The sequence below is a fragment of the Pantoea eucrina genome, from assembly GCF_002095385.1.
Taxonomy (GTDB): domain Bacteria; phylum Pseudomonadota; class Gammaproteobacteria; order Enterobacterales; family Enterobacteriaceae; genus Pantoea; species Pantoea eucrina.
In genome coordinates, this window is the sequence record NZ_MIPP01000005.1 from 133657 (window position 1) to 157524 (window position 23868).

A 23868-nucleotide genomic window follows, 5' to 3' on the forward strand; every position below is an offset into this window, starting at 1 on the left:
GTTAATTATGCTTTTGTCTCGAGGGGGCCTATGCGTGTCGTGATTCTGGGTAGTGGGGTGGTGGGAGTGGCAAGTGCCTGGTATCTGGCGCAGGCCGGACATGAGGTTACCGTCATCGATCGACAGCCTGCCGCCGCGCTGGAAACCAGTGCCGGTAACGCCGGTCAGATCTCGCCTGGCTATGCGGCGCCGTGGGCCGCGCCTGGCGTGCCGCTGAAAGCGATTAAATGGATGTTTCAGCGCCACGCACCGCTGGCGATGCGGCCAGACGGCAGCCGGTTTCAGCTTGAGTGGATGTGGCAGATGCTGCGTAACTGCGATATGCGCCACTATCAGGAAAACAAAGCCCGCATGGTACGTATCGCTGAATACAGTCGCGACTGCCTGAAAACGCTGCGGGCGGAAACCGGAATTGCCTATGAAGAACGGCAGGGCGGAACGCTGCAGCTGTTTCGTACTCAGCAGCAGTTCGACAGCGCCATTAAAGATATCGCCGTGCTGAAAGAGGCGGGCGTGCCCTATGAGCTGCTGCAGGCTCATGAGCTGCAGCGTGCCGAGCCGGCGCTGGCAGCTACCGCGCACAAGCTGACCGGTGGCCTGCGGTTGCCTAATGATGAAACCGGTGATTGTCAGCTCTTTACCCAACGCCTGGCAGAAATGGCTATGGCGGCAGGCGTCACGTTTCGCTTCAATACGCCGGTTGATCGGTTACTGCGTGAAGGCAACCGCATCTATGGTGTGAAGTGCGGAGATGAAGTGATTAAAGCGGATGCTTACGTCGTGGCATTTGGCTCCTATTCGACCGCGCTGCTGAAAGATATCCTCGCCATTCCGGTTTATCCGCTGAAAGGCTATTCGCTGACTATTCCGGTAAAAGATGCTGACGCTGCGCCACGCTCTACGATCCTTGATGAGACCTATAAAGTCGCTGTGACCCGCTTTGATAACCGTATCCGGGTAGGCGGCATGGCTGAAATTGTTGGTTTTAACACCAAACTGTTGCCGGCACGGCGGGAAACGCTGGAGATGGTGGTGCGCGATCTCTATCCTGAAGGCGGGTTTATCGAACAGGCCTCTTTCTGGACGGGCCTGCGTCCGATGACGCCAGACGGTACGCCAATTGTGGGACGTACCCCGCTGACAAATCTCTATCTCAATACCGGACACGGTACGCTGGGATGGACCATGGCCTGTGGTTCCGGCCAGCTACTGGCTGATATTGTATCGGGTCAGAAACCCGCGATTGCCGCAGACGATCTCTCTGTATTGCGCTATCTGCCGGGTTTTGCCTCGCACGCATCGCCTTTACGCCGCGCGGATATCGCACGCTAACACTCACGGAGAGTTAACACTATGTCACGTCCTGTGCGCGCGTCGGTTAACCGACAGGCGCTGCGTCATAATCTGTCTGTGGTGCGTCAGGCCGCGCCGCAGTCACACGTATGGTCAGTGGTCAAAGCTAACGCCTACGGACACGGCATTGCCCGCGTCTGGCAGGCGCTGGAGAGCACCGACGGTTTTGCGTTACTCAATCTCGAAGAGGCTATTCTGCTGCGCGAGCAGGGATGGAAAAAACCGATTCTGCTGCTGGAAGGTTTTTTCCACGCAGACGATCTGAAGCTTATCGATCGCTACCGGCTGACCACCAGCGTGCACAGTAACTGGCAAATCAAAGCGCTGGCGACCGCACAGCTCTCTGCTCCCGTGGATGTTTACCTGAAAATGAACAGCGGTATGAACCGGCTCGGTTTTCGCCCTGAACAGGTGCATAACGCCTGGCAAAAACTGCGTGCGCTGCCGGGGGTAGGTAAGATCACGCTGATGGCACATTTCGCTGATGCCGATAATCCCGAGGGGGTAGCCGGGCCACTGCAGCGCATTGAGCAGGCAGCTGAAGGCCTGAACTGTCCGCGTTCGCTCGCTAACTCCGCCGCCACGTTGTGGCACCCGCTTACGCATTATGACTGGGTTCGCCCCGGCATCGTGCTGTATGGCGCCTCACCCAGCGGTCGCTGGCAGGATATCGCCGGTACCGGGCTGCAGCCGGCTATGACGCTGAGCAGTGAAATTATCGGCGTGCAGCAGCTGACAGCGGGCGATGGCGTCGGCTACGGCTATCGCTACCGGGCCAGCGGAGCGCAGCGGATTGGTATTGTGGCCTGCGGCTATGCAGATGGTTATCCGCGCCATGCACCTACCGGCACACCGGTATCCGTTGGCGGCGTATGCACCCGCACCCTGGGAACGGTGTCGATGGATATGATGATGATCGATCTCGAACCCTGTCCGCAGGCGGGTATCGGCACCGCCGTTGAGCTGTGGGGTAATGACGTGAAGATTGATGACGTTGCTGCAGCGGCCGGCACGGTCGGGTACGAGCTGATGTGCGCGCTTGCCCCGCGCGTGCCGGTTGAGGTTATTTAAGCGCGGTCACGCTGCCGCGTATTTTACGGCTGCAGCGCCAGGCAATCAGTGCCAGCGCTGCGCCAGTCAGCATCATCAGGGCCAGTGACGATTTTTCCGCGACCGGCAGGGCAACAATCAGCATGCTGCCGCCAGCGCCTCCCGCCATCTGAATAAAGCCCTGCAGCGCTGCGGCTACACCCGCCTGCTGCTGATAGGGTTCCAGCGCATAGCTGGTGGCCGGGCCAACGGTAAAGGCAAGGCCTGCCACCGAGACCGCCACAGGGATCATATAGAGCGCCCAGTGAGGCTGCCATTCAGCAGGCAGAAGGTGAGCGCCCGCCAGCAGCAGTATTGCCCCCAGCAGCATCGTAATAAAGCCCATCGCCAGACAAAATGGCCGGCCCGCTTTGCGGATCGTTTTATTCACAAAGGCGCTGACCAGCATGATCCAGAAGCCGTTGGCCCCAAAGGCAAATGAGAATTGCAGCGGCGTCAGGCCGCCTTCAGTCATCAGCACATGCGGAGCCAGAGAGACGTAGGTCAGCACCATGCCCAGCGCGCCTGCATTGGCAAACGCAAAAGCGAGAAAGCGCGGCTGGCGCAGAATCGCGCCATATTGCGCCAGCGGCAATCCCTTCACCCGCAGCGTATCCGCCGGCCGGGTTTCCGGTAAGGCCACGATCACCAGCAGGCCAATCGCCAGCGCATAGCTGCACAGGAACCAGAAAGGTGCACGCCAGCCATAGGCTTCCGCCAGAAGGCCGCCCAGCAGCGGTGCCAGAGCCGGAACGATGTTTAGCGCGCCATTCAGAAATCCGTAAGCGCGTGCCGCCTCATCGCCGCTCAGGCGATCGCGTACGCCGCTGAATGCCACCACCGCGCTGCAGCAGACGCCGCAGCCCTGAATAATGCGGGCCAGGAAAAATACCGGCCAGAGCGTGGCGGTTGCCGCAACGGCGCTGCCCACGATATAGAGCAGCAGGCCAGCCAGCGCCACGGGCTTGCGGCCAAAGTTGTCCACCAGCGGACCCGTCACCAGCTGACCTATGCCCATCACCAGCAGGAACAGCGGGATGGTAAGCTGGATCAGGCTCACCGGGGCGTTAAGGCCATCGGCAATCTGCGGCAGAACAGGCAGGTAGAGATCAATACCGAGCGGAGCCAGCAGCACCAGACTCAGCAGAATAAGCGTAAATTTTTGCATGAAGAACCAGAAACGTCCTGTTAAACAGGCGAGAAGGGTAATGAGTCTGCGGATAAAAAGAAAGCGCTAAAGTGAAAAGGCGATGCCTGCCGGACGGCAGGCATCGCACAGAGAGCGGTCAGTAGGCACCGTCGCGGCGCAGTACCACGCCAGCGGTTTTAAACAGAATGGCAATATCGGTCCACAGCGCCCAGTTTTTTACATACCAGGAATCAAAATAGACGCGGGTGTCATAATCGATATCATTACGACCGCTTACCTGCCATAAACCGGTCATACCCGGTTTGGCCATCAGGTAGTAATCAACGTCACCGGCATAGCGCTCCAGTTCAGCTTCGATAACCGGACGCGGCCCTACCAGGCTCATCTCTCCGCGGATCACATTCCAGAGCTGCGGCAGCTCATCGAGGCTGGTTTTACGCAGGAAGCCGCCGATGCGGGTAACGCGCGGATCGTTTTTCAGCTTAAAGTCACGATCCCATTCTGCCCGCGCCTCTTCGCTGGTTGCCAGCAGCGCCTGCAGGACGTCCTGCGAGTTGGTGACCATAGAGCGAAACTTCAGGCATTTAAATTTGGCACCATCCTGACCTACGCGCTCATGACCATAGATAGCGTTACCGCCATCGCGTTTCACCATCCAGCAGAGCAGGCCAAATACCGGGGCGAGAAACAGCAGCAGCAGCGACGCTACCACAATATCAAAGGTGCGCTTCAGGAAGCGCGATGAGCGCTTGGCCAGATTATTGCTGACGCGCAGAATCATCACTTCGTGACTGAAGATAAATGACATATCGGTACCGTAAAGCGGTACGCCACGCAGCGTCGGGATCACTGAGACAGAGCGGCATTTCATTCTGGAGAGAAACTTCAGCCAGTGATCGCGCACCGCCTGCTGTTCATATTCGGTCGCCACGATAAACTGCGTGTTATCGCGATCCATGGTCTGCCAGTTAATATCCTTGCGGGTGATAACCGGCACGCCGTTGAGTTTATCCGGGGTGTTTTCATCATCCAGTGAGATAAACGCCTGCACGTTATAACCAAGGATCTCTTCACTCTGCAGCGCGGCATAGGCTTCCAGGGCATTTTTGCCTGAGCCGATGATAATGGTCTCTTTCTGCCACTGTCCTGCACGGCTGATCGCCCGTTTTACCATTGCGCGCATCAGCGGCAGCAGCAGCAGCGCCCAGCTCCAGCTGAACACCCAGACCATGCGTGAAAAGTCCCATTTTGAAAAGGCAATCAGCGCCAGATCCAGCAGTGAAAAAACAAACAGCGTTTTAACCACTTCTTTCAGCTCAAACCAGAAAGGTTTGCGGTAGGTGTAGTGCCGCATCCGGACCCAGAACCAGGCGGTGCAGAGTACCGAGAGGCCAAGCTGCGCGATAAACCGGTACTCAATCTGCTGCGGCGGAATAAAGCTGTCCAGCTCTCCCCAAATCCCCTGGACGGTAGCCGCGGATAAAAACAGCGCCAGATTAAGTGCAATAAGATCGGAAAGACTTAATGCGACTTTAGCAATGAGATTTTTGCGCAGGCCGCTCCATGAGCGGCTTGCGTCATTCATTACAATTGTACTTGCCATAACACCCGCTCTCTTTTCTTAAGTAAAAGATGGCCTGACCAGAATCAAGTACGCGCTCAGGGTTAATGGCTGACAGGAAAAATAACGTTTGTTATCAGCACACTAACCATTAGTGATCACTCAAGCGCTGCACGGCAAGGGCCGGATAAGACGTGATACAAGTCACGAAAACAGCAGCAACGTTTACGAGTATGCAAGAGGAATCTGACGGAGTTAATATGGAATTACTCTTAAAAGGAAATTATTGACCTGAGGGACTATCAGCTATGTTATTGAAAACAGAGAGATGATGATGAAAAAGAGGACAAAAACAGCGTTTTTTTTCAGCAATTTTTAGGAATCACCGCCATACGCAGGTATGACGGTGTGGTGAGATCAGGCGGGGCGATTGAGTACCCAGCGATCCTGCTCTTTATCGTAGTGGCCAATTTTCAAATCGACAGGCTCGCCATCAATCCACGCCGGCACGCTGGTCTCATGATCCCAGCCATCAAGCTGATAGCTCAGGCCCGGGTTAGTCTGGCAGGGGATAGAGACGGTATCAGGTTTATCGCCTCCCATCTCCGCATCAACAATTTCATAGCGACCAATTTTGACTACCGTTCCCATTTTTTGCTCCCGTTTGCTGACTGATAAGTAAAATCATAGTCGCTGCTGACCGCTTCAGGGGCGCTAAAACCTCAGATTATTCTCGCTCTTCGCTGACGCGCACGCCGACTTTCATGATTTTATTATCCTCTTTTTCCGCGACGGTCCAGGTCAGCTGCTTCCACTCCACCTGGTCGCCTACCACCGGCGTGCTGCCGAGCAGGCTCATCACCAGCTGCCCCAGCGACTGTTGATCGCTGGTTTCATCATCCAGCTCCAGGCCATAAATCTGTGCCACGTCCCGCAGGCGTGCATCAGCGTCGAGGATAAAGTCGCCGAAAAAGCGCTGGTCAAGGGCCACCGGCGGCGTCTGACTGAACATTTTACCCAGCGCCGGTAAATCGCGCTCGCGGCCTATGACGCACAGTACATCACCCTCTTTTAGCCGGGTAGCGCCGCTGGGATGCATCAGCGTGTTATCGCGGAACAGCGCCGCAATGCGCGTTTCACGCGGCATTTTGAGATCGCGCAGCGCCGCGCCCACACACCATTTGTCGGCATTGAGCTGGTAGACAAACTGCTCCCACGGATTTTCCGGATGGATATCAAGCCCGATACGGCTGACAGGCGAGGCGAGCGGCGGAACAACCACTCTGGCGCGTTTCGCTGCGTAACCCAGCGACGTTCCCTGCAGCATCAGTGATACCAGCACCACAAAGAAAGCGATATTAAAATAGAGTCTGGCATTCTCCAGTCCCGCCATCATCGGAAACACGGCCAGGATGATCGGCACGGCGCCGCGCAGGCCGACCCAGCTGATAAAAATACGTTCCCGACCGGTGAATCCTTTGAAAGGCAGTAGTCCGACCAGTACCGAAAGCGGGCGGGCCACCAGAATCAGCCAGAGTGAGAGGATCATGGCCGGCAGGGCGATGTGCCACAAATCGGATGGCGTCACCAGCAGCCCCAGCACAATAAACATGCCGATCTGGCTGAGCCAGGCCATGCCATCAAACGTTTGCAGAATGCCGTGGCGGTTGCGGATAGGGCTGTTGCCCAGTAAAAAGCCACACAGATAGACCGCGAGGATCCCGCTGCCCTCCATCACCGTGGTCAGCGCGAATACGATAATGCCACCGCTAAGCGCCAGCAGCGGATAAAGCCCCTGAGCCAGGCTGATACGGTTAACCAGCTGCTGCAGCGCCCACCCGCCGCCGAGGCCAAAGACGATGCCCAGACCAAACTGCTGTACCAGATGTACCACAAACATCCAGCTCAGGCCGCTCTGACCCTGCTGGATCATATCAATCAGCGTGATGGTCAGAAATACCGCCATCGGGTCGTTGCTGCCCGATTCAATCTCCAGCGTAGAGCTGACGCGTTCGTTGAGGCCTTTATCACCCAGCAGAGAAAAAACCGCTGCTGCGTCCGTTGAGCCGATAATGGCGCCAATCAAAAATCCCTGCATCAGGTCGAGTTTAAACAGCCAGGCTGCAATCAAACCGGTCAGGCCGGCGGTGATCATGACGCCTACTGTTGCCAGCGACAGCGCCGGACCGAGCGCGACTTTCAGCGAGCTGGCTTTCGTGCGCATGCCGCCGTCCAGCAGAATAACCGCCAGCGCAAGGTTGGAGACCAGATAGGCTACCGGGTAGTTATCGAAGGCGATACCGCCGATGCCATCCACACCGGTCAGCATACCGAGCGCGAGAAAGATCACCAGAATGGGGATGCCAAGACGCGAGGAAAATGAGCTCAGTAAAATGCTTGCAGCGACCAGCACGGAACCAATAATAAAAAGACTGTAAATCATGCTGGTATTCAATAGCATTCTCCTGCAACCGGGGCAAAACTGACAAGCACGAACAATTCGTACAAATAAGTTCAAAAGATAATGCCTTATCAACGGCTTGTCAGCGCTTAATTTCCTGTTTTTTGTTTATGCGAGCTATGATGACATTAAACAGGAAAATCCTGCAACAGGCGGGTCGTTTTGCGGGTAAACAGGTCGTAATCAGATATAAAAAAGCCGGTCAGTGACCGGCTTACGATTCAGGCCTCGGCAGCCTGCTTGTGGAAAAGCTCCCGGAATACCGGGTAGATATCTTCAGGTTCACGAATATGCTGGATAGCAAAATTGTCAAACATAGCCTGTAAGTGTTCATATTCGCGCCACAGAGTCTGGTGGGCCCGCCGGGTGATCTCGATATAGCTGTAATAGCGTACCACCGGCAAAATATGCTTCGCCAGGATCTCGTGGCATAGCGGCGAATCATCTGCCCAGTTATCTCCGTCTGATGCCTGCGCCGCATAAATATTCCACTGGGACGGGTCATAACGTTCTTTGACCACCTCATCCATCAGCTTCAGCGCGCTGGAAACAATGGTGCCGCCGGTTTCCTGCGAGTAGAAGAACTCCTGTTCATCCACCTCTTTTGCCTGCGTATGGTGACGGATATACACCACTTCAACGTTTTTATAGGTACGACTCAGGAACAGGTAAAGCAGAATATAGAACCGTTTGGCCATATCTTTGGTGGCCTGATCCATAGAGCCGGAGACGTCCATCAGGCAGAACATCACCGCCTGACTGGAGGGTTCAGGACGTTTTTCAAAGTTTTTGTAGCGCAGATCGAAGGTGTCAATAAACGGCACCCGTTCAATACGCGCGCGCAGTTCAGCAATCTCATGACGCAGTCGATCTTCTTCAAGCAGCTGCGCCGGCTCGCTGTTTTCTACCTCATGCAGGGCAGCTTCCAGCTCATGCAGCATACGGCGCTTGCCTGCTGTCATAGCCGTACGTCGGGCGAGCGAGTTCTGTAATGAGCGTACCACGCTGATATTGGCCGGGACGCCGTTTGAGGTAAAACCGGCACGGTGCGTTTTAAACTCATTGAGCTGGCGATGCTGATTTTTTCGCAGGTTCGGCAGCGCCAGGTCTTCAAACAGTAAGTCGAGATACTCATCTTTCGATATCTGAAAGACAAACTCATCCTGCCCCTCACCATCCTGGCTGGCGTTGCCCTGACCACTGCCGCTGCCGCCCGCGCCGCCCTGAGGCCGCTCGACACGGTCATTTTGTACAAAGTGATCGTTGCCGGGATGAACACGATGGCGGCTTCCGCCGCGACCCTGATGAAATACGGGTTCATTGATGTCATCAATCGGGATCGACACCGATTCACCACTCTCTGTATCGGTTACCGAACGCTTGTTGATGGCCTCGGAAATCGACTGCTTGATTTGCGACTTATAACGGCGCAGAAAGCGCTGCCGGTTGACCGCACTCTTGTTTTTACCGTTGAGACGCCGATCGATAAAATAGGCCATGGTTTCCCCTCAACTGCAGTGTAAGCCAGGCCGGAGAGGGTTCCCCGGCCTGATTAACGGCACGCAAGGCGCCGGGCTTACGGATCGATTATGACGATTTACGCACGCGGAGATACCACTCGCAGAGCAGACGCACCTGTTTGCGGGTATAGCCTTTCTCCATCATACGGTCGACAAAATCATCATGTTTTTTCTGCTCATCGGTAGACGTTTTAGTATTGAACGAGATAACCGGCAGCAGCTCCTCAGTATTGGAGAACATTTTTTTCTCAATGACCGTGCGCAGTTTCTCATAGCTGGTCCAGTTTGGATTACGGCCGCTATTTTGCGCCCGGGCGCGAAGAACAAAGTTGACGATTTCATTACGGAAATCTTTTGGATTACTGATACCGGCTGGTTTCTCAATCTTCTCCAGTTCCGCATTAAGCGACTCACGGTCAAACAGTTGCCCGGTATCCGGATCGCGATACTCCTGATCCTGGATCCAGAAGTCGGCATAAGTGACATAGCGGTCAAAGATATTCTGACCATATTCAGAATAGGACTCCAGATAAGCGGTCTGGATCTCTTTACCGATAAACTCCGCATATTTCGGAATTAAATAACCCTTCAGATGCTCCAGATATTTCTCTGCCTGATCCTGCGGAAACTGCTCCCGCTCAATCTGCTGCTCCAGCACGTAAAAGAGGTGAACCGGGTTAGCCGCCACTTCAGTGTGATCAAAGTTGAACACGCGGGACAGAATTTTGAAGGCAAAACGGGTTGAGAGGCCATTCATCCCTTCGTCGACGCCCGCGTAGTCGTGATACTCCTGCCAGGATTTTGCTTTGGGATCGGTATCCTTCAGGCTTTCGCCGTCATACACCCGCATTTTCGAGTAGATGCTGGAGTTTTCCGGCTCTTTCATCCGCGACAGGATAGTGAAACGGGCCAGCGTTTCAAGTGTGCCAGGGGCGCAGGGCGCAGTGGTGAGATCGCTATGGTTAAGCAGCTTCTCGTAAATCTTGATCTCTTCTGAAACGCGCAGGCAGTAGGGCACCTTAACGATATAGACACGGTCGAGGAAGGCTTCATTATTCTTATTGTTGCGGAAGGTGACCCACTCCGATTCGTTGGAGTGCGCCAGAATAATGCCGTTAAAAGGCAGAGCGGAAATGCCTTCAGTACCGTTGTAGTTGCCTTCCTGCGTAGCAGTCAGCAGCGGGTGCAGCACCTTAATCGGCGCTTTGAACATCTCTACGAATTCCATGATGCCCTGGTTCGCGCGGCAGAGCGCACCAGAGTAACCATAGGCATCCGGATCGTTTTGCGCATGATTCTCAAGCTTGCGAATATCAACCTTACCTACCAGCGCGGAGATATCCTGGTTGTTTTCATCACCGGGTTCAGTTTTAGCGATAGCCAACTGTTCCAGAATCGATGGCCATACTTTTACCACTTTAAAGCGGGTGATATCGCCACCAAACTCATGCAGACGTTTTGCTGCCCACGGCGACATAATGGTGCCAAGGTAACGCCGCGGTACGCCATACTCTTTCTCCAGAATATTGGCATCTTCCTGCGGGTTAAACAGGCACAGAGGATGATCGTTAACCGGGCTGCGTTCGCCATCGGCGCTCAGTACATAGATAGGCACGCGCTGCATCAGCGCTTTTAAACGTTCAGCGAGAGAGGATTTACCGCCGCCCACCGGACCGAGTAAATAGAGGATCTGCTTCTTCTCCTCCAGCCCCTGCGCCGCATGTTTCAGGTAAGAGACGATCTGTTCAATCGCTTCCTCCATACCGTAGAACTCTTCAAACGCCGGGTAACGGCCAATAACACGATTCGAGAAGATACGGGAAAGGCGTGGCTCCTGAGCGGTATCAACCATAACGGGCTCACCAATAGCCGTTAACAGTCGTTCTGCCGCATTGGCGTATGCACTGCGATCCTGCTTACAGATAGTAAGAAATTCCTGCAGTGTGAACTCTTCGTCCTTGGCAGCTTCATAACGCTGACGATAGTGATCGAATATATTCATAGCGATGCCCGTCCTGTTAGAATTGTTGGGAACAATAAGCGTAACCTTACAAACAGTGGTGCCAACCTCTCAATTTTAAGGATATAAATCTCTCTGCTTCTCTATTGTTATGAGCGTGTATCGGATAAAGATCAAGTAGTAAGTGGCGCAGGATTAAACGATTAGCGCACAAAAAACGCGCAAATTTCCGCATATTGTTTTAAGCCACGATCGTTTTGCGAAATATTCGCCTGTAAGGATGGGAGACGGCCTGTAAAGATGCCAACAACTCTGTTCGGTATAAGCTGCGTAAATTTCTGCAAGATGTGAAGAGTGGCAGAATTAGCCATTACGGTTAACAGCAGATTGCCTCTGTTGCAAAATATTCGCTAGACTGCAAAAGCAATTAGTGACTTAACAGGCAAAATATATAGTGAACACCTTTAAACTTTCTGCGCTTATGCTGCTGTCGCCCGCGCTGGTGACCGCATTTACTGCTCATGCTGACCCGCTGTCGCTGGGCGCCTCTGTTATCTATGCTCAATCGCCTTATCGTGGCGGACAGGATCGCTATCTGCCCGTACCGGTTATCAACTATGAAGGCGAAAACTTCTGGTTTCGCAGCCTGCAGGGCGGCTATTACCTGTGGAAAGACCCGCAGAATCAGCTGTCGCTGACGCTGCTCGGTTCGCCACAGCAGTATGACCCGGATGATAACGATCTTGGCGATATGAAATCTCTGGATAAGCGCCGGATGACGCTAATGGCGGGTGGCACCTATCGTCATGTTGCAGAGTGGGGGATCCTGCGCACGGCATTACTGGGTGATGTGCTGAATAACAGTAATGGCATCATCTGGGATCTGACGTATCTCTACCGCTTTGAGTTTGGCGCATTCAGCCTGACGCCCGGTATCGGGGCCCTGTGGAACAGCGCAAATCAAAACCGTTACTACTATGGCGTCTCTTCGCATGAGAGTGCCCGTAGCGGTATCGCCACCTACCGGCCCGATGACAGCTGGTCGCCCTATGTCGAGCTGAACGCCAGCTACCAGCTTACCCAAAACTGGAACGCCAGTTTTTCCGGGCGCTACACGCGCTTTGATGATGAGGTTAAAGACAGCCCGATGGTCGATAAAAACGGCCAGGTCACGCTCTGGACCGGCCTCAGCTACAGCTTCTGATGCACTATCCCAACGCCTGATATCAGGCGTTGTTTTTTTATAGCCGTACCGCGCAGGAGGGATGATGCAAAACGTCTGGATCAATGGTGCTTCGCTGCCCGCTATCGGGCAGGGAACCTGGTATATGGGGGAAAACCCCGCGCTGCGTGCTCAGGAGATCGCTGCGCTGCAGGCGGGGCTTGCTGCCGGATTACAGGTGATAGATACGGCCGAAATGTACGCTGACGGGGAAGCTGAGAGAGTGGTGGGTGAAGCGCTGCAGGGACGACGTGATAGCGCCTGGCTGGTTTCCAAAGTCTATCCGTGGAACGCCAGCGAAGCTGATATCACCGGAGCCTGTGAGCGCAGCCTGCAGCGACTTAAAACCGACTACCTCGATCTTTATCTGCTGCACTGGCGCGGTAATATCCCGCTGGAGGAGACCCTTCGCGGCATGGAGAAGCTGGTGGCGCAGGGAAAGATACGTAGCTGGGGCGTATCAAATTTTGACAGCGATGATATGGAAGAGCTGTGGGCAGAAGAGGGCGGCTTCTCCTGCGCGACGAACCAGGTACTGTATCATCTTGCATCCCGCGGCATTGAGCATACGCTGCTGCCGCTCTGCCAGCAGCGCGCCATGCCGGTAATGGCTTATTGCCCGCTGGCCCAGGCGGGGCGGCTGCGCCAGGCGCTGTTTGATAATGCGCAGCTGCTGGCGCTGGCACGGGATAAGCAGATTAGCGTGGCGCAGCTGCTGCTGAGCTGGGCGATCCGGCATGAGGGTCTCATAGCGATACCTAAAGCAGGCAGCGTCGCGCACGTTCAGGAAAACGCTGCGGCGCTGAGCATCACGCTCAGCGCTGAAGAGATCGCGTTGCTCGACCAGCTGTTTCCTGCTCCGCAGCAGCGCGTGCCGCTGGATGTGGTTTAAGCTGGCTTAGCGCTGCGCACGCGTAAGGTTGTCCCCAGGCGGGCAGGTGTTTCGCCCGCGCTTTTTAGCGGCTTAGTGATGCGCGCCGTCTCGACGCAGACCATGCTCTTGTAGCCATCATTCGGCATATCCGCCATGCTGCAGGAGAGTTCAGGACCCGGGTTCCAGGTGACAACGTCACTTTGATAGTGATGATAAACTTCAATCTGCCTGCCGCCGCTGCTGTCTTTGATCACGCTGCACTCGTCAGGCGCAGTATAAATACGGTCAATCCGTCCCGGGTAGCGCTGTACGCCGCTACTGTTTTCACCCGGTGAGTTATCCGCCACTTTATCGATAAACGTCTTACCCAGCCCGCTGACTGCGGTCTCAGCGATATCCGCTACGCTAAAATAAGCATGCAGCGCGGCTGTCGCGTCGAAATCGCCCCAGGCTTCAAGTTCAATCTCGCACTGATCGGCCAGCCGGAAACGGGCCAGCAGCGTAAAGTCGTGAGGCCAGAGCTTTTTGGTCTGGCTGTTACTTTCCAGCGTAAAGGTCAGCATGACGGCATCGTCATTTTCATCGTGTGCTGTCAGCGTCCATGGCTGGGTGCGGGCAAATCCGTGAGCCGGTTCACCGGCAGGGCCAAACCACGGCCAGCAGATCGGCACGCCGCCGCGAATCGCTTTACCTGCTTTAAATGCACTTTTATCACTCAGCCAGAGAACAGGCTGCTGACCGCTGGGCTGCCAGGCGAGCAGATGCGCGCCCTGAAGCGCGATAGCCGCACGAACTTTCGGATGACTGATAACCACGACCGGCAGATCATCCTGCTGACGCAGCGACAGGTAAGGGGTTATCTGCTCTGTCACAGGCAGTGTAAAAAGCGTATTTGGCATCGTTCAGCCTCTGTTTATCTGGTCGAAAAAAAAGGGCGACCGAAGTCACCCTTATTGATATAGCCTGGTCGCTTATTTAGCAGCAACCAGAGCAATCAGGTCGAGAACCTTGTTGGAATAACCGGTTTCGTTATCGTACCAGGAAACCAGTTTCACAAAGTTATCATTCAGCGCGATACCTGCTTTGGCATCGAATACTGAAGTCAGTACTTCGCCGTTGAAGTCAGTAGAAACCACGTCATCTTCAACATAGCCCAGTACATCTTTCATTTCGCCTTCTGAAGCCGCTTTGATAGCTTCACAGATCTCTTTGTAGGTCGCTGCTTTTTCCAGACGAACGGTCAGGTCAACCACAGAGACGTTAGGCGTAGGAACGCGGAAAGCCATACCGGTCAGTTTACCGTTCAGCTCTGGCAGTACTTTACCAACCGCTTTTGCTGCGCCAGTAGACGATGGGATGATGTTCTGTGCTGCACCGCGGCCGCCGCGCCAGTCTTTATGTGACGGACCATCAACGGTTTTCTGGGTAGCAGTGGTGGCGTGAACGGTGGTCATCAGGCCTTCAACGATACCGAATTTATCGTTGATGACTTTTGCCAGCGGTGCCAGGCAGTTGGTGGTGCAGGATGCGTTAGACACGATATCCTGGCCAGCATATTTATCAAAGTTGGCACCGCGTACAAACATCGGGGTGTCATCTTTAGATGGACCGGTCAGAACCACTTTCTTTGCACCGGCAGAGATATGCTTACGTGCGGTTTCGTCAGTCAGGAAGATCCCGGTTGCTTCAGCAACAACGTCAACGCCTGCTTCGTCCCACTTGAGGTTAGCCGGGTCTCTCTCAGCGGTAACACGGATTTTTTTGCCGTTAACAATCAGCGCGCCATCCTGTACTTCTACGGTGCCGTCAAAACGACCATGGGTAGAATCGTACTTCAGCATGTAAGCCATGTAATCGGCGTCGAGCAGATCGTTGATCGCGACGATTTCGATGTCTGAACGCTGCTGAGCAGCACGGAAAACGATGCGACCGATACGGCCAAAACCGTTGATACCTACTTTGATAGTCATATATTCCACCAGCTATTTGTTAGTGAATAAAAGGTTGGCTGTAAAATTACAAAAACCTTACCAGGCGTCAAGCGGAATCGTGTCAATTGTTGCGACAGGTCAATTCCAACGCCAGGAATAATCTGTATTGCAACCGCTTGCGCGCCGATTTTACAGCGCGTCTATCTTACGCTGATTAGCGTGTGAAAAGGGAAGTTTGTCACAAAGAGTGATCGTCATCACAAAACCACGCTGCAGCGACCAGGGCAGAAAAGTTCGCACAAAAAAAACGTCGGGCAATGTTGTCCGTTTGTTAGAATAGTAGCTGATTTCTACAGAAAGATACTCTGGAAGCAAAAATGGCAAAAGATACCGCATCTGAAGCAAAAATCGGCCAGCTGTCGGAAATGCAGCGCTACGTCACGCAGCATCGGGGTACCGAGCCGCCCTTTACCGGCGCGCTGCTGCACAACAAGCAGGAGGGCATTTATCACTGTCTGGTCTGTCAGGCACCGCTGTTTCTGTCAGAAAGCAAATATGATTCAGGCTGTGGCTGGCCCAGTTTCTACCAGCCGGTCAGCGATGAGGCGATACGCTACCTGGAAGATGACTCGCACGGCATGCACCGGGTTGAGATCCGCTGCGGCAGCTGTGACGCGCATCTGGGGCATGTTTTTCCGGATGGCCCGCAGCCTACCGGTGAGCGCTATTGCGTTAACTCCGCCTCGCTGAGCTTTACTGACGAACAGGGCAAACAGCAGGAGGGATAGAATGAATCAGGAACTGAATGCGATGCTGGAAGCGATGACGCCTGAGATCTATGCACGTCTGGCAACCGCCGTTGAGACGGGTAAATGGCCTGATGGTGTTGCATTAACGCAGGAGCAGCGCGAGCACTGTCTGCAGCTGGTCATGCTGTGGCAGGCGCGTCATAACGACTCACCTCAGCATATGAGCATTGCCAAAGGGGGAGATATTGTGACGAAATCTAAAAAGCAGCTGAAAGAAGAGTTTGGCATCGAGCCGGATGTCACGCGCATCAATCTGCACTAAGAAAACAGGCTGGAATGTCCAGCCTGTTTTTCAGATTATTTCCGCACCCTGCGCCTGCATTTGCGCCAGCGCAATGTCACTGTCTTCCGGATTGAGATTCACGCCGCGGCAGCCCTCTTTAACGACCTGAACGTGATACCCGAGCTCCAGCGCATCCAGCACGCTATATTTCACACAGTAGTCAGTCGCAATCCCCAGCATAACCAGATGCGTGATATCGCGTTCGCGCAGCCAGTTATCCAGTTCAGTTTTGCGCCGGTGTCCGTTATCGAAAAAGGCGCTGTAACTGTCGACATCAACGTCTCCACCTTTGTGAAATACGGCGTCAATCAGGGAGCGATCGAGGTCGGGATGAAAATCTGCACCCGGGCTGTTTTCGATACCGTGGTCCGGCCACCAGATTTGCGCCAGCCCGTTAAGCTCACCCAGCGTGTAGACAGGCTCACCGGACACTGAGGCAAAGCTGCCATGATTTGCCGGATGCCAGTCCTGCAGGGCCACAACACATTCGCCGCGCTGGCGAAACTCACGCGCATAGCGATTCGCTACCGCCACAGTCTGATCGCCTTCGCGCACGGCCATCGGACCGCCGGGGCAAAAATCATTCTGGATATCGATAATTACCAATGCCCGCTTCATATCATTTTGCTCCGTTCAGTCTTCAGTCAGTTCGCCACGTAAGTTCTGCTGCATTCTGGCACGAATTTCATCGGGGCTAAGGTCCTGACTCAATAAATAGTGCAGTTTTGTCAACGTAGCCTCAACGGTGAGATCAAAACCGCTGATCACGCCAGCATGCTCCAGCGCATTGCCGGTGGCATAGCCGCCCATATTTACTTTGCCGGACATGCACTGCGTCAGGTTAACCACGATAATTCCGCGCTCGCTCGCCTGCTGCAGCTCATGCAGGAACTCCGCATTTTGCGGCGCATTGCCCACGCCATAAGAGCGCAGAATCAGCGCCTTAACCGGCTGGCGCAGGAAGTTGCGCACCACGTCTGCAGAGATACCCGGATAAATGGTGACCACGCCAATAGGCTGCGGGGTAATGGGATGAACTACCAGCTCGCCCGTCTGCTGTGGCGCGGGAGAGGTGTTCAGACGGCGGATATGGATACCCGCTTCCAGCAGCGGCGACAGATTTGGCGAGGCGAAGGCGTTAAAGCCGTCGGCGTGCGCTTTGGTGGTACGGTTGCCGCGGAACAGGGTGTTATTGAAAAACAGTGCCACTTCATTGATCGGATAGTTAGCCGCCACGTAGAGGGAGTTCAGCAGATTTTGCTGACCGTCAGAGCGCAGTTCCGCCAGCGGGATCTGCGATCCGGTGACGATGACCGGTTTTGCCAGATTTTCCAGCATGAAGGAGAGAGCCGATGCGGTGAAAGCCATGGTATCGGTTCCATGCAGAATAACAAAACCGTCATAGGCGTCATAATTCTGGCGGATATCATCTGCGATTGCCTGCCAGTCCTGCGGCGTCATATCAGAGGAGTCGATAAGCGGGGCGTATTCATGAATCGTAAAATCCGGCATCTCCGGCCGGTGAAACTCAGGCATATTGGCCAGCTGCTGCTGAAGGTGGCCTGATACCGGTACATAGCCCTGCGCAGAGCGCTGCATCCCGATAGTACCGCCCGTGTAGGCTACATAGATATTTTTCTTTTGCATGAGTGTACTCAGACTTGCCGTAAAACGCGCAGTATAAGGGGATTGACAGGGAAAAGCAGCCCGACCAGCGGCCGGGCTGTAAAATTAGCGAACGCTGCCGCAATTCAGACAAAAGGCGTAACGATTTTGCGGATCGTTAAGCTTACCGAGCAGGCCCGGCTGCGACTGCATGGCGCTGACAACATCCTGCACCGGTGCGGGCAGCCAGATTTTCAGCGCGTCGGGCAGTACCGCCTGCGCCGAGGCGTTCATCTGATTAAGCAGCAGATCAAGCATACCGGGTTCATCCTGATACCAGTTCAGCGCAGGCTGTTTCACGCTGGCCAGCGAGGCAGCTTTCGCCACGGCGTCATCAAAATCACCCAGCGCGTCAACCAGACCATTGCCTTTGGCATCGCTGCCGGTCCAGACATGGCCCTGTGCAATCGCATCAATCTGCTCAGGTGTCTTATGGCGCGACGCAGCGACCAGACCGATGAAATTGCGATAGCCATTCTCAATCGTCAGCTGCATCAGCTGCTGTACCTCTGCAGGCAGCGTTTTGGTGGTAGCCACATCAGCGAGCGGTGAGGTGGCTACGCCATCCGTATGTACACCGATTGCGTCCAGGCTGTTTTCGACCGTATTAATCACGCCAAAAATGCCAATTGAACCGGTCAGCGTAGAAGGCGCGGCGATGATGTAATCTGCCGGCGTTGAAATCCAGTAACCTCCCGATGCGGCCATGCCTCCCATGGAGACCACCACCGGCTTACCGGCTTCATGCGCGGCGGCCAGCTCTTCACGAATCGCTTCCGATGCGGTGACGCTGCCGCCCGGGCTGTTTACCCGCAGCACGATAGCTTTAATGGCGGGATCGAGGCGTGCTTCACGGATCTGTGCGGCCGTCGTATCACCGCCGACATTGCCTGCGCTCTCTTCTCCATCCATGATCGCACCGCTGGCGAGGATCACCGCGATGTTGCCTTTTTGCTGCGCTGGCTGTTTCAGACGGTAGTCATAGATGCTGACATAGCGGCAGTCATTATTCGCTTTGTCCCAGCCAAAGGTTTTCGCCAGCGCCTGGTCAGCCGCCGCGCGTGAGCTCAGCGTATCCACCAGTTTGTTATTCAGCGCATATTTAGCGGTGTCACCCTGTACCGCCTCCAGTCCGCTGATCACGCCTGCCGCACCGGGAAAGAGCTGCTCTGGCGTAATCTGACGGTTGGCCGACACCGTATTGAGATAATTTTGCCATAGCTGAGTGATCCAGCGGCTGTCCGCATCGCGTGCATCCGGTGACATATTGTCGCGCAGGAACGGTTCAACGGCTGACTTATAGGTGCCTACGCGGAAAACGTGGGAAGAGACCTTCAGCTTTTCCAGCAGCGTTTTGTAATAGAGGCCGTTGGTCGCAAAGCCGTGCAGGTCAACCGTACCCTGAGGGGAGAGCCAGATTTTATTCGCGAAGCTGGCCAGGTAATACTGCGCCTGACTGTAGCTGTCACCCAGCGCATAAACCGGTTTACCGCTGTCGCGAAACTCCCGCAGCGCTTTACCGACATACTGCAGAGAGGGCTGATCGCCACCGGCAAAATCGCGCAGATCCAGCACGATACCGGTGATATTGCTGTCAGTTTTAGCCTGACGAATCGCATCAACCACATCAAATAAGGAGTTTTCCTGCAGGCGATCGCTGTTCGCGCCCAGCAGCTGACGGCTGATGCGGCTCAGACGGTTACTCACTGAAGGTTTATCCACCAGCATACCGCTAAGATCAACTTTTAATGCTCCCTGCTGGACCGGTTCACTGTTGCCGGCGCTCGACAGCTGCAGCCAGATGCCGACACCGGCCAGGATCAGGACAATCAGAAACAGGTTAAGGATAAATTCCCGGATAAAATTCAGAACCCGCCAGCTCCAGCGGAACAGACCGGTAATCATTCGCCACAATGTGCGCATAAACTCTCCATATTCACGTAGCCAGGGCCGGCAGCAGGCGTGCGGACCCCGATATCGGCATCATCCTAAAGAGCAGCGGCTGAAAAGTCAGCAGGAATTCGCACCAGACTGTTACAAAAGATCGCGCTGTGCCAGGATTAGCACATCATCAAAAGGCACAGGAGAACCCTTATGGATGCACTGGAGTTATTAACCAATCGCCGCTCAGCTTCGCGACTGACTGAACCCGCTCCGGCAGGTGAGGTGCTGCAAAATATTCTGCATGCCGGTATGCGGGCACCCGACCACGGTACGCTGCGCCCGTGGCGTTTCGTTATTGCGGAGAATGAGGGACGGGACCGGCTAAGCCGCGTGCTGGAGCAGGCCGCCCGCGAGAGCGCGCTGGATGAAAAAGCCATCGCGAAAGCGGCGGCGGCGCCGTTTCGTGCGCCCATGGTGATAACGGTAATTGCAGACTACAAGCCCTCTGAAAAAGTGCCGCAGTGGGAGCAGGTTGTCTCTGCGGGCTGTGCCGTTATGGCGATGCAGATGGCCGCGCTGGCTCAGGGGTATAACGGCATCTGGCGCAGTGGCCCCTGGACCGACCATCCTCACGTGCGGGCGGCGTTCAACTGCAAAGAAAAAGATGCCATTGTGGGCTTTCTCTATCTCGGCACGCCGCAGCTTAAAGCCAGCACCACGGTTGTCGCACCGGATACCACAGAGTTTGTCTCCTGGTTTTGATTCTCTCGCCTGCAATCTGGCAGAATTGCAGGCGTCGTGCGCAAAAGCGCCGCATCCGTGCAGAGAAAGCTTACCTCCAGCAGACCGCCAGGCTACCATCGTTTCACTGTTTTCGTTAAAGCTAAAAGAAAGGATTTGCGCCTTCCATGCGTCTATTTATTGCTGAAAAACCGAGCCTGGCGCGCGCCATCGCAGATGTTTTGCCAAAGCCGCATCGCCGCGGAGAGGGCTATATCGCCTGCGGCAACGATCAGGTGGTGACCTGGTGCGTCGGGCATTTGCTGGAGCAGGCGCAGCCTGATAGCTACGACAGCCGCTATGCCCGCTGGAACCTGGCCGATCTGCCTATTATTCCTGAAAAGTGGCGTCTGCAGCCGCGCCCCTCGGTAGCGAAACAGCTGAAAGCCATAGAAGGCTTACTGCAGCAGGCCAGCGAAATTGTGCACGCCGGCGATCCGGATCGCGAAGGTCAGCTGCTGGTGGATGAGGTGCTGGACTATCTGCAGCTGCCGGCCGGAAAGCGCCAGCGGGTGCAGCGCTGCCTGATCAACGATCTTAATCCGGCGGCCGTTGAGCGTGCGGTGAGCCGGCTGCGCGAAAACCGCGAATTCATCCCGCTTTGCGTCTCAGCGCTGGCGCGTTCACGCGCTGACTGGCTGTATGGCATTAATATGACGCGCGCCTGGACCCTGCTGGGGCGTAACGCGGGCTATGATGGCGTTCTGTCGGTGGGACGCGTGCAGACGCCGGTGCTCGGGCTGGTCGTGCGGCGGGATGAAGAGATTGAGCACTTTGTGCCCAAAGACTATTTCGAAGTGAAAGCGCATGTCGTCACGCCAAAAGAGGAGCGCTTCGTTGCCAGTTGGGTGCCAAGCGACGCCTGTGAGCCCTGGCAGGATGAAGAGGGGCGCGTCCTGCACCGGCCGCTGGCAGAGCATGTGCTGGCGCGTATTCAGGGACAGCCCGCACAGGTGACCGGCTATAACGACAGGCGTGAATCGGAAACCGCACCGCTGCCGTTTTCGCTCTCCAGCCTGCAGATTGAAGCCGCAAAGCGTTACGGGCTGAGCGCGCAGAGCGTGCTGGACTGCTGTCAGCGCCTCTATGAGACGCATAAGCTTATTACTTATCCGCGTTCGGATAGCCGCTATCTCCCTGATGAGCACTACGCCGGTCGTCATGCGGTGCTGAAAGCGATCGCTGTGCATCAGCCCGATCTCACGCCACCTGCTGACTTCAATACGGAACAGAAAAACCGCTGCTGGGACGATAAAAAGGTCGATGCGCATCACGCTATCATTCCCACCGCGCGTACCGGCAAAGTCGCACTCAGCGACAATGAGGCCCGGATCTATGCGCTGATTGCCCGGCAATATCTGATGCAGTTCTGCCCGGATGCGCAGTTCCGCAAATGCGTTATCGATCTGGAGATCGGTGGTGGCCGGTTTGTTGCAAAAGCGCGGTTTCTGGCGGAAGCGGGGTGGCGCGCGCTGCTCGGGAATAAAGAGCGTGACGAAGAGAATGACGGCACGCCGCTGCCGGTCGTCGCTAAAGGCGATACCCTGCTGTGCGAGCGCGGTGAACTGCTGGAGAAGCAGACCCAGCCGCCGCGGCCGTTTACTGATGCCACGCTGTTATCCGCCATGACCGGCATTGCGCGCTTTGTGCAGGATAAAGAATTAAAGAAAGTGCTGCGTGCGACCGATGGTTTAGGAACGGAGGCGACGCGGGCCGGCATTATTGAACTGCTGTTTCGCCGCACCTTCCTGGTTAAAAAAGGGCGCTATATCCACTCAACGGAGGCGGGCAGAGCCCTGATCCATGCGCTGCCGGAAATGGCGGCGCGGCCGGATATGACGGCGCAGTGGGAGTCAACCCTGACGCGCATTAGCGAAAAAAGCTGCCGCTATGATGAGTTTATGCAGCCGTTGGTGTCAACGCTGACCACGCTGATTGGCGAGGCGCGGCAGCGACCTTCTTTGCAGGCGTTCAAAGGGCTGGCCGCCGCTTCGCCAGCGCGCGCGAAAGCCAAAAAACAGCGGCGAAAGCCAAAGGAGACGCAATGAGCGGGTATACAACAGGAGTGGCGCTGGCGCTGCTGGTCTGCAGCACTACGGCGCTGGCAAACCGGATGCCGGAGCCGGGGCGGACGGGTAATACGGATGTGGTGGTGGATATGCCGGCGGAAGTCTGGACGCAGGGCCAGAATCGTCAGCAAAACAGCTGCCTTCAGTGCTGCATTTATGAAAACCGCAGCTATTCAGAAGGCGCAGTGGTTAAGGCCGAAGGGGTACTGCTGCAGTGCTCGCGGGATGAAAAGGTGCTGGGGACCAATCCGCTGCTGTGGAAAATCATTAAATAGTTAAGCGTGGCGCGCCGGCGCCACGCCTGACGTTTACAGATCGAATGTCGCCCAGACGGGAGCATGGTCAGAAGGTTTTTCCATGCCGCGAATGGCGTAATCGATACCGGCATCGACGCAGCGCGCGGCCAGCGGCTGACTGGCCAGCAGCAGATCGATGCGCAGTCCGCGGTTGTCATCAAATCCGCGCGAGCGGTAGTCGAACCAGGAAAAGCGATCGTTTGTCGTCGGGTTTCTGGCGCGCCAGGTATCGGTAAGACCCCACTTCAGCAGCCGATCCATCCACTCACGCTCTTCCGGCAGAAACGAGCATTTTCCGGTACGCAGCCAGCGCTTGCGGCTCTCCTCACCAATCCCGATATCCAGGTCAGTGGCGCTGATATTCATGTCGCCCATGATCAGCACCGGCTTGTCAGCGGCAGCGTGCTCCATCAGATAGCTCTGCAGATCGCGGTAGAATTTCTCTTTAGCCGGGAATTTAAGCGGGTGGTCGCGGCTTTCACCCTGCGGGAAATAGCCGTTGATAACGGTGATGTTACCTGCCGGGCTCGGTATCTCCGCCATAATCAGGCGTCGCTGGGCGTCAGCGTCATCGCCCGGAAAACCGCGCATGACCCGTACCGGTGCGTTTTTGGTAAGTAGCGCGACGCCGTAGTGACCTTTTTGCCCATGATAGAAGACGTGGTAGCCGAGCTGGCTGACCTCTTCCAGTGGGAACATCTCATCGTGAACCTTGGTTTCCTGCAGGCCGATAACCTCAGGCTGATGCTGTTCCACCAGCGCGGCCAGCTGATGAGGGCGGGCGCGCAACCCGTTGATGTTGAATGAAACAAATTTCATATCGCTGCCATTTTAATAACCTGTATGCGGCGCGATGGTAACGGCTTTTTGGCAAAAAGTCATGCCCGAAGCGGAGCAGGCAGCACAGTATCAGAGGGGAAGAGCAAACTGAGTTTTTTCAGGATGTAGCGAACGGAACAGG

At 55.4% G+C, this 23868-nt stretch carries 21 protein-coding genes; 9 read left to right on the top strand and 12 right to left on the bottom strand.

Annotation, left to right across the window (positions count from 1 at the left end; translation table 11 throughout):
- The first annotated feature begins 30 nt into the window (after window positions 1-30).
- Both HA43_RS04640 and dadX read left to right on the top strand, forming a co-directional pair.
- Window positions 31-1332, top strand: a complete 1302-nt coding sequence (locus HA43_RS04640; RefSeq protein ID WP_094111086.1) for a D-amino acid dehydrogenase — start codon at window positions 31-33, stop codon at window positions 1330-1332.
- Between the two features lie 21 nt (window positions 1333-1353).
- Entirely contained in the window at window positions 1354-2424 is a 1071-nt protein-coding gene (gene dadX, locus HA43_RS04645) for a catabolic alanine racemase DadX (RefSeq protein WP_094111087.1), read from the top strand.
- Here the strand turns inward: dadX and HA43_RS04650 are convergent.
- The 6 genes from HA43_RS04650 to yeaG all read right to left on the bottom strand — a co-directional run bounded on the left by HA43_RS04650 (window position 2417) and on the right by yeaG (window position 11136).
- Window positions 2417-3610, bottom strand: a complete 1194-nt coding sequence (locus HA43_RS04650) for a multidrug effflux MFS transporter (RefSeq protein WP_039384710.1) — start codon at window positions 3608-3610, stop codon at window positions 2417-2419. The genes dadX and HA43_RS04650 overlap by 8 nt on opposite strands.
- A gap of 118 nt (window positions 3611-3728) precedes the next feature.
- A complete protein-coding gene (gene wbaP / locus HA43_RS04655) occupies window positions 3729-5195 on the bottom strand; it encodes an undecaprenyl-phosphate galactose phosphotransferase WbaP (protein WP_094111088.1) in 1467 nt (488 codons plus the stop codon).
- 375 nt (window positions 5196-5570) lie between these two features.
- On the bottom strand, window positions 5571-5804 hold the full coding sequence (locus HA43_RS04660; RefSeq protein WP_039384706.1) for a DUF1480 family protein: 234 nt from the start codon (window positions 5802-5804) through the stop codon (window positions 5571-5573).
- 76 nt (window positions 5805-5880) lie between these two features.
- Window positions 5881-7608, bottom strand: a complete 1728-nt coding sequence (locus HA43_RS04665; protein WP_039384705.1) for a potassium/proton antiporter — start codon at window positions 7606-7608, stop codon at window positions 5881-5883.
- Window positions 7609-7835: 227 nt separating this feature from the next.
- Complete coding sequence (locus HA43_RS04670; RefSeq protein ID WP_039384703.1) at window positions 7836-9113, bottom strand: YeaH/YhbH family protein; 1278 nt, start codon at window positions 9111-9113, stop codon at window positions 7836-7838.
- Between the two features lie 88 nt (window positions 9114-9201).
- Window positions 9202-11136: a protein kinase YeaG gene (gene yeaG / locus HA43_RS04675; RefSeq protein WP_065649162.1), complete on the bottom strand. Its 1935-nt coding sequence runs from the start codon at window positions 11134-11136 to the stop codon at window positions 9202-9204.
- A 412-nt stretch (window positions 11137-11548) separates the two neighbouring features.
- Between yeaG and HA43_RS04680 the strand changes: the two genes are divergently transcribed.
- Window positions 11549-12298, top strand: coding sequence for a MipA/OmpV family protein (locus HA43_RS04680; RefSeq protein ID WP_094111089.1), 750 nt, complete (start codon window positions 11549-11551; stop codon window positions 12296-12298).
- Window positions 12299-12359: 61 nt separating this feature from the next.
- Window positions 12360-13208, top strand: a complete 849-nt coding sequence (locus tag HA43_RS04685; protein ID WP_425298523.1) for an aldo/keto reductase — start codon at window positions 12360-12362, stop codon at window positions 13206-13208.
- On the opposite strand, the gene HA43_RS04690 is transcribed toward HA43_RS04685, so the two are convergent.
- Both HA43_RS04690 and gapA read right to left on the bottom strand, forming a co-directional pair.
- A complete protein-coding gene (locus HA43_RS04690) occupies window positions 13205-14089 on the bottom strand; it encodes a D-hexose-6-phosphate mutarotase (protein ID WP_094111091.1) in 885 nt (294 codons plus the stop codon). The two genes, HA43_RS04685 and HA43_RS04690, sit on opposite strands and share 4 nt — an antisense overlap.
- Window positions 14090-14161: 72 nt before the next feature.
- Complete coding sequence (gene gapA, locus HA43_RS04695) at window positions 14162-15160, bottom strand: glyceraldehyde-3-phosphate dehydrogenase (protein ID WP_039384694.1); 999 nt, start codon at window positions 15158-15160, stop codon at window positions 14162-14164.
- 338 nt (window positions 15161-15498) lie between these two features.
- Between gapA and msrB the strand changes: the two genes are divergently transcribed.
- Together msrB and HA43_RS04705 are read left to right on the top strand one after the other, a co-directional pair.
- Window positions 15499-15909 carry a peptide-methionine (R)-S-oxide reductase MsrB gene (msrB, locus tag HA43_RS04700; RefSeq protein WP_094111092.1) on the top strand — a complete coding sequence of 137 codons (411 nt, stop codon included), beginning with the start codon at window positions 15499-15501 and terminating at the stop codon, window positions 15907-15909.
- 1 nt (window position 15910) lies between these two features.
- Entirely contained in the window at window positions 15911-16192 is a 282-nt protein-coding gene (locus tag HA43_RS04705) for a YeaC family protein (protein WP_094111093.1), read from the top strand.
- A 30-nt stretch (window positions 16193-16222) separates the two neighbouring features.
- Here the strand turns inward: HA43_RS04705 and pncA are convergent, their stop codons facing one another.
- The 3 genes from pncA to sppA form a co-directional block, all read right to left on the bottom strand.
- Window positions 16223-16831 (bottom strand): bifunctional nicotinamidase/pyrazinamidase, encoded by a 609-nt coding sequence (gene pncA, locus HA43_RS04710; protein ID WP_039384690.1) that lies wholly within the window; start codon window positions 16829-16831, stop codon window positions 16223-16225.
- 15 nt (window positions 16832-16846) lie between these two features.
- Window positions 16847-17860, bottom strand: a complete 1014-nt coding sequence (gene ansA / locus HA43_RS04715; RefSeq protein ID WP_039384688.1) for an asparaginase — start codon at window positions 17858-17860, stop codon at window positions 16847-16849.
- A gap of 84 nt (window positions 17861-17944) precedes the next feature.
- Entirely contained in the window at window positions 17945-19801 is a 1857-nt protein-coding gene (gene sppA / locus HA43_RS04720) for a signal peptide peptidase SppA (RefSeq protein WP_094111094.1), read from the bottom strand.
- Between the two features lie 171 nt (window positions 19802-19972).
- Between sppA and HA43_RS04725 the strand changes: the two genes are divergently transcribed.
- From HA43_RS04725 to HA43_RS04735, 3 genes are all read left to right on the top strand, one after another.
- Window positions 19973-20524: an NAD(P)H nitroreductase gene (locus tag HA43_RS04725; RefSeq protein WP_039384682.1), complete on the top strand. Its 552-nt coding sequence runs from the start codon at window positions 19973-19975 to the stop codon at window positions 20522-20524.
- Between the two features lie 146 nt (window positions 20525-20670).
- The gene (locus HA43_RS04730) at window positions 20671-22590 is read left to right on the top strand and encodes a DNA topoisomerase III (RefSeq protein ID WP_039384680.1); all 1920 of its coding nucleotides are present in this window, start codon (window positions 20671-20673) and stop codon (window positions 22588-22590) included.
- Entirely contained in the window at window positions 22587-22886 is a 300-nt protein-coding gene (locus HA43_RS04735; protein WP_094111095.1) for a YnjH family protein, read from the top strand. Before HA43_RS04730 ends, HA43_RS04735 begins: the two co-directional genes overlap by 4 nt.
- 33 nt (window positions 22887-22919) lie before the next feature.
- Here HA43_RS04735 and xthA read toward each other — a convergent pair whose 3' ends face one another.
- The gene (gene xthA, locus HA43_RS04740) at window positions 22920-23726 is read right to left on the bottom strand and encodes an exodeoxyribonuclease III (RefSeq protein WP_094111096.1); all 807 of its coding nucleotides are present in this window, start codon (window positions 23724-23726) and stop codon (window positions 22920-22922) included.
- Window positions 23727-23868 lie beyond the last annotated feature (142 nt).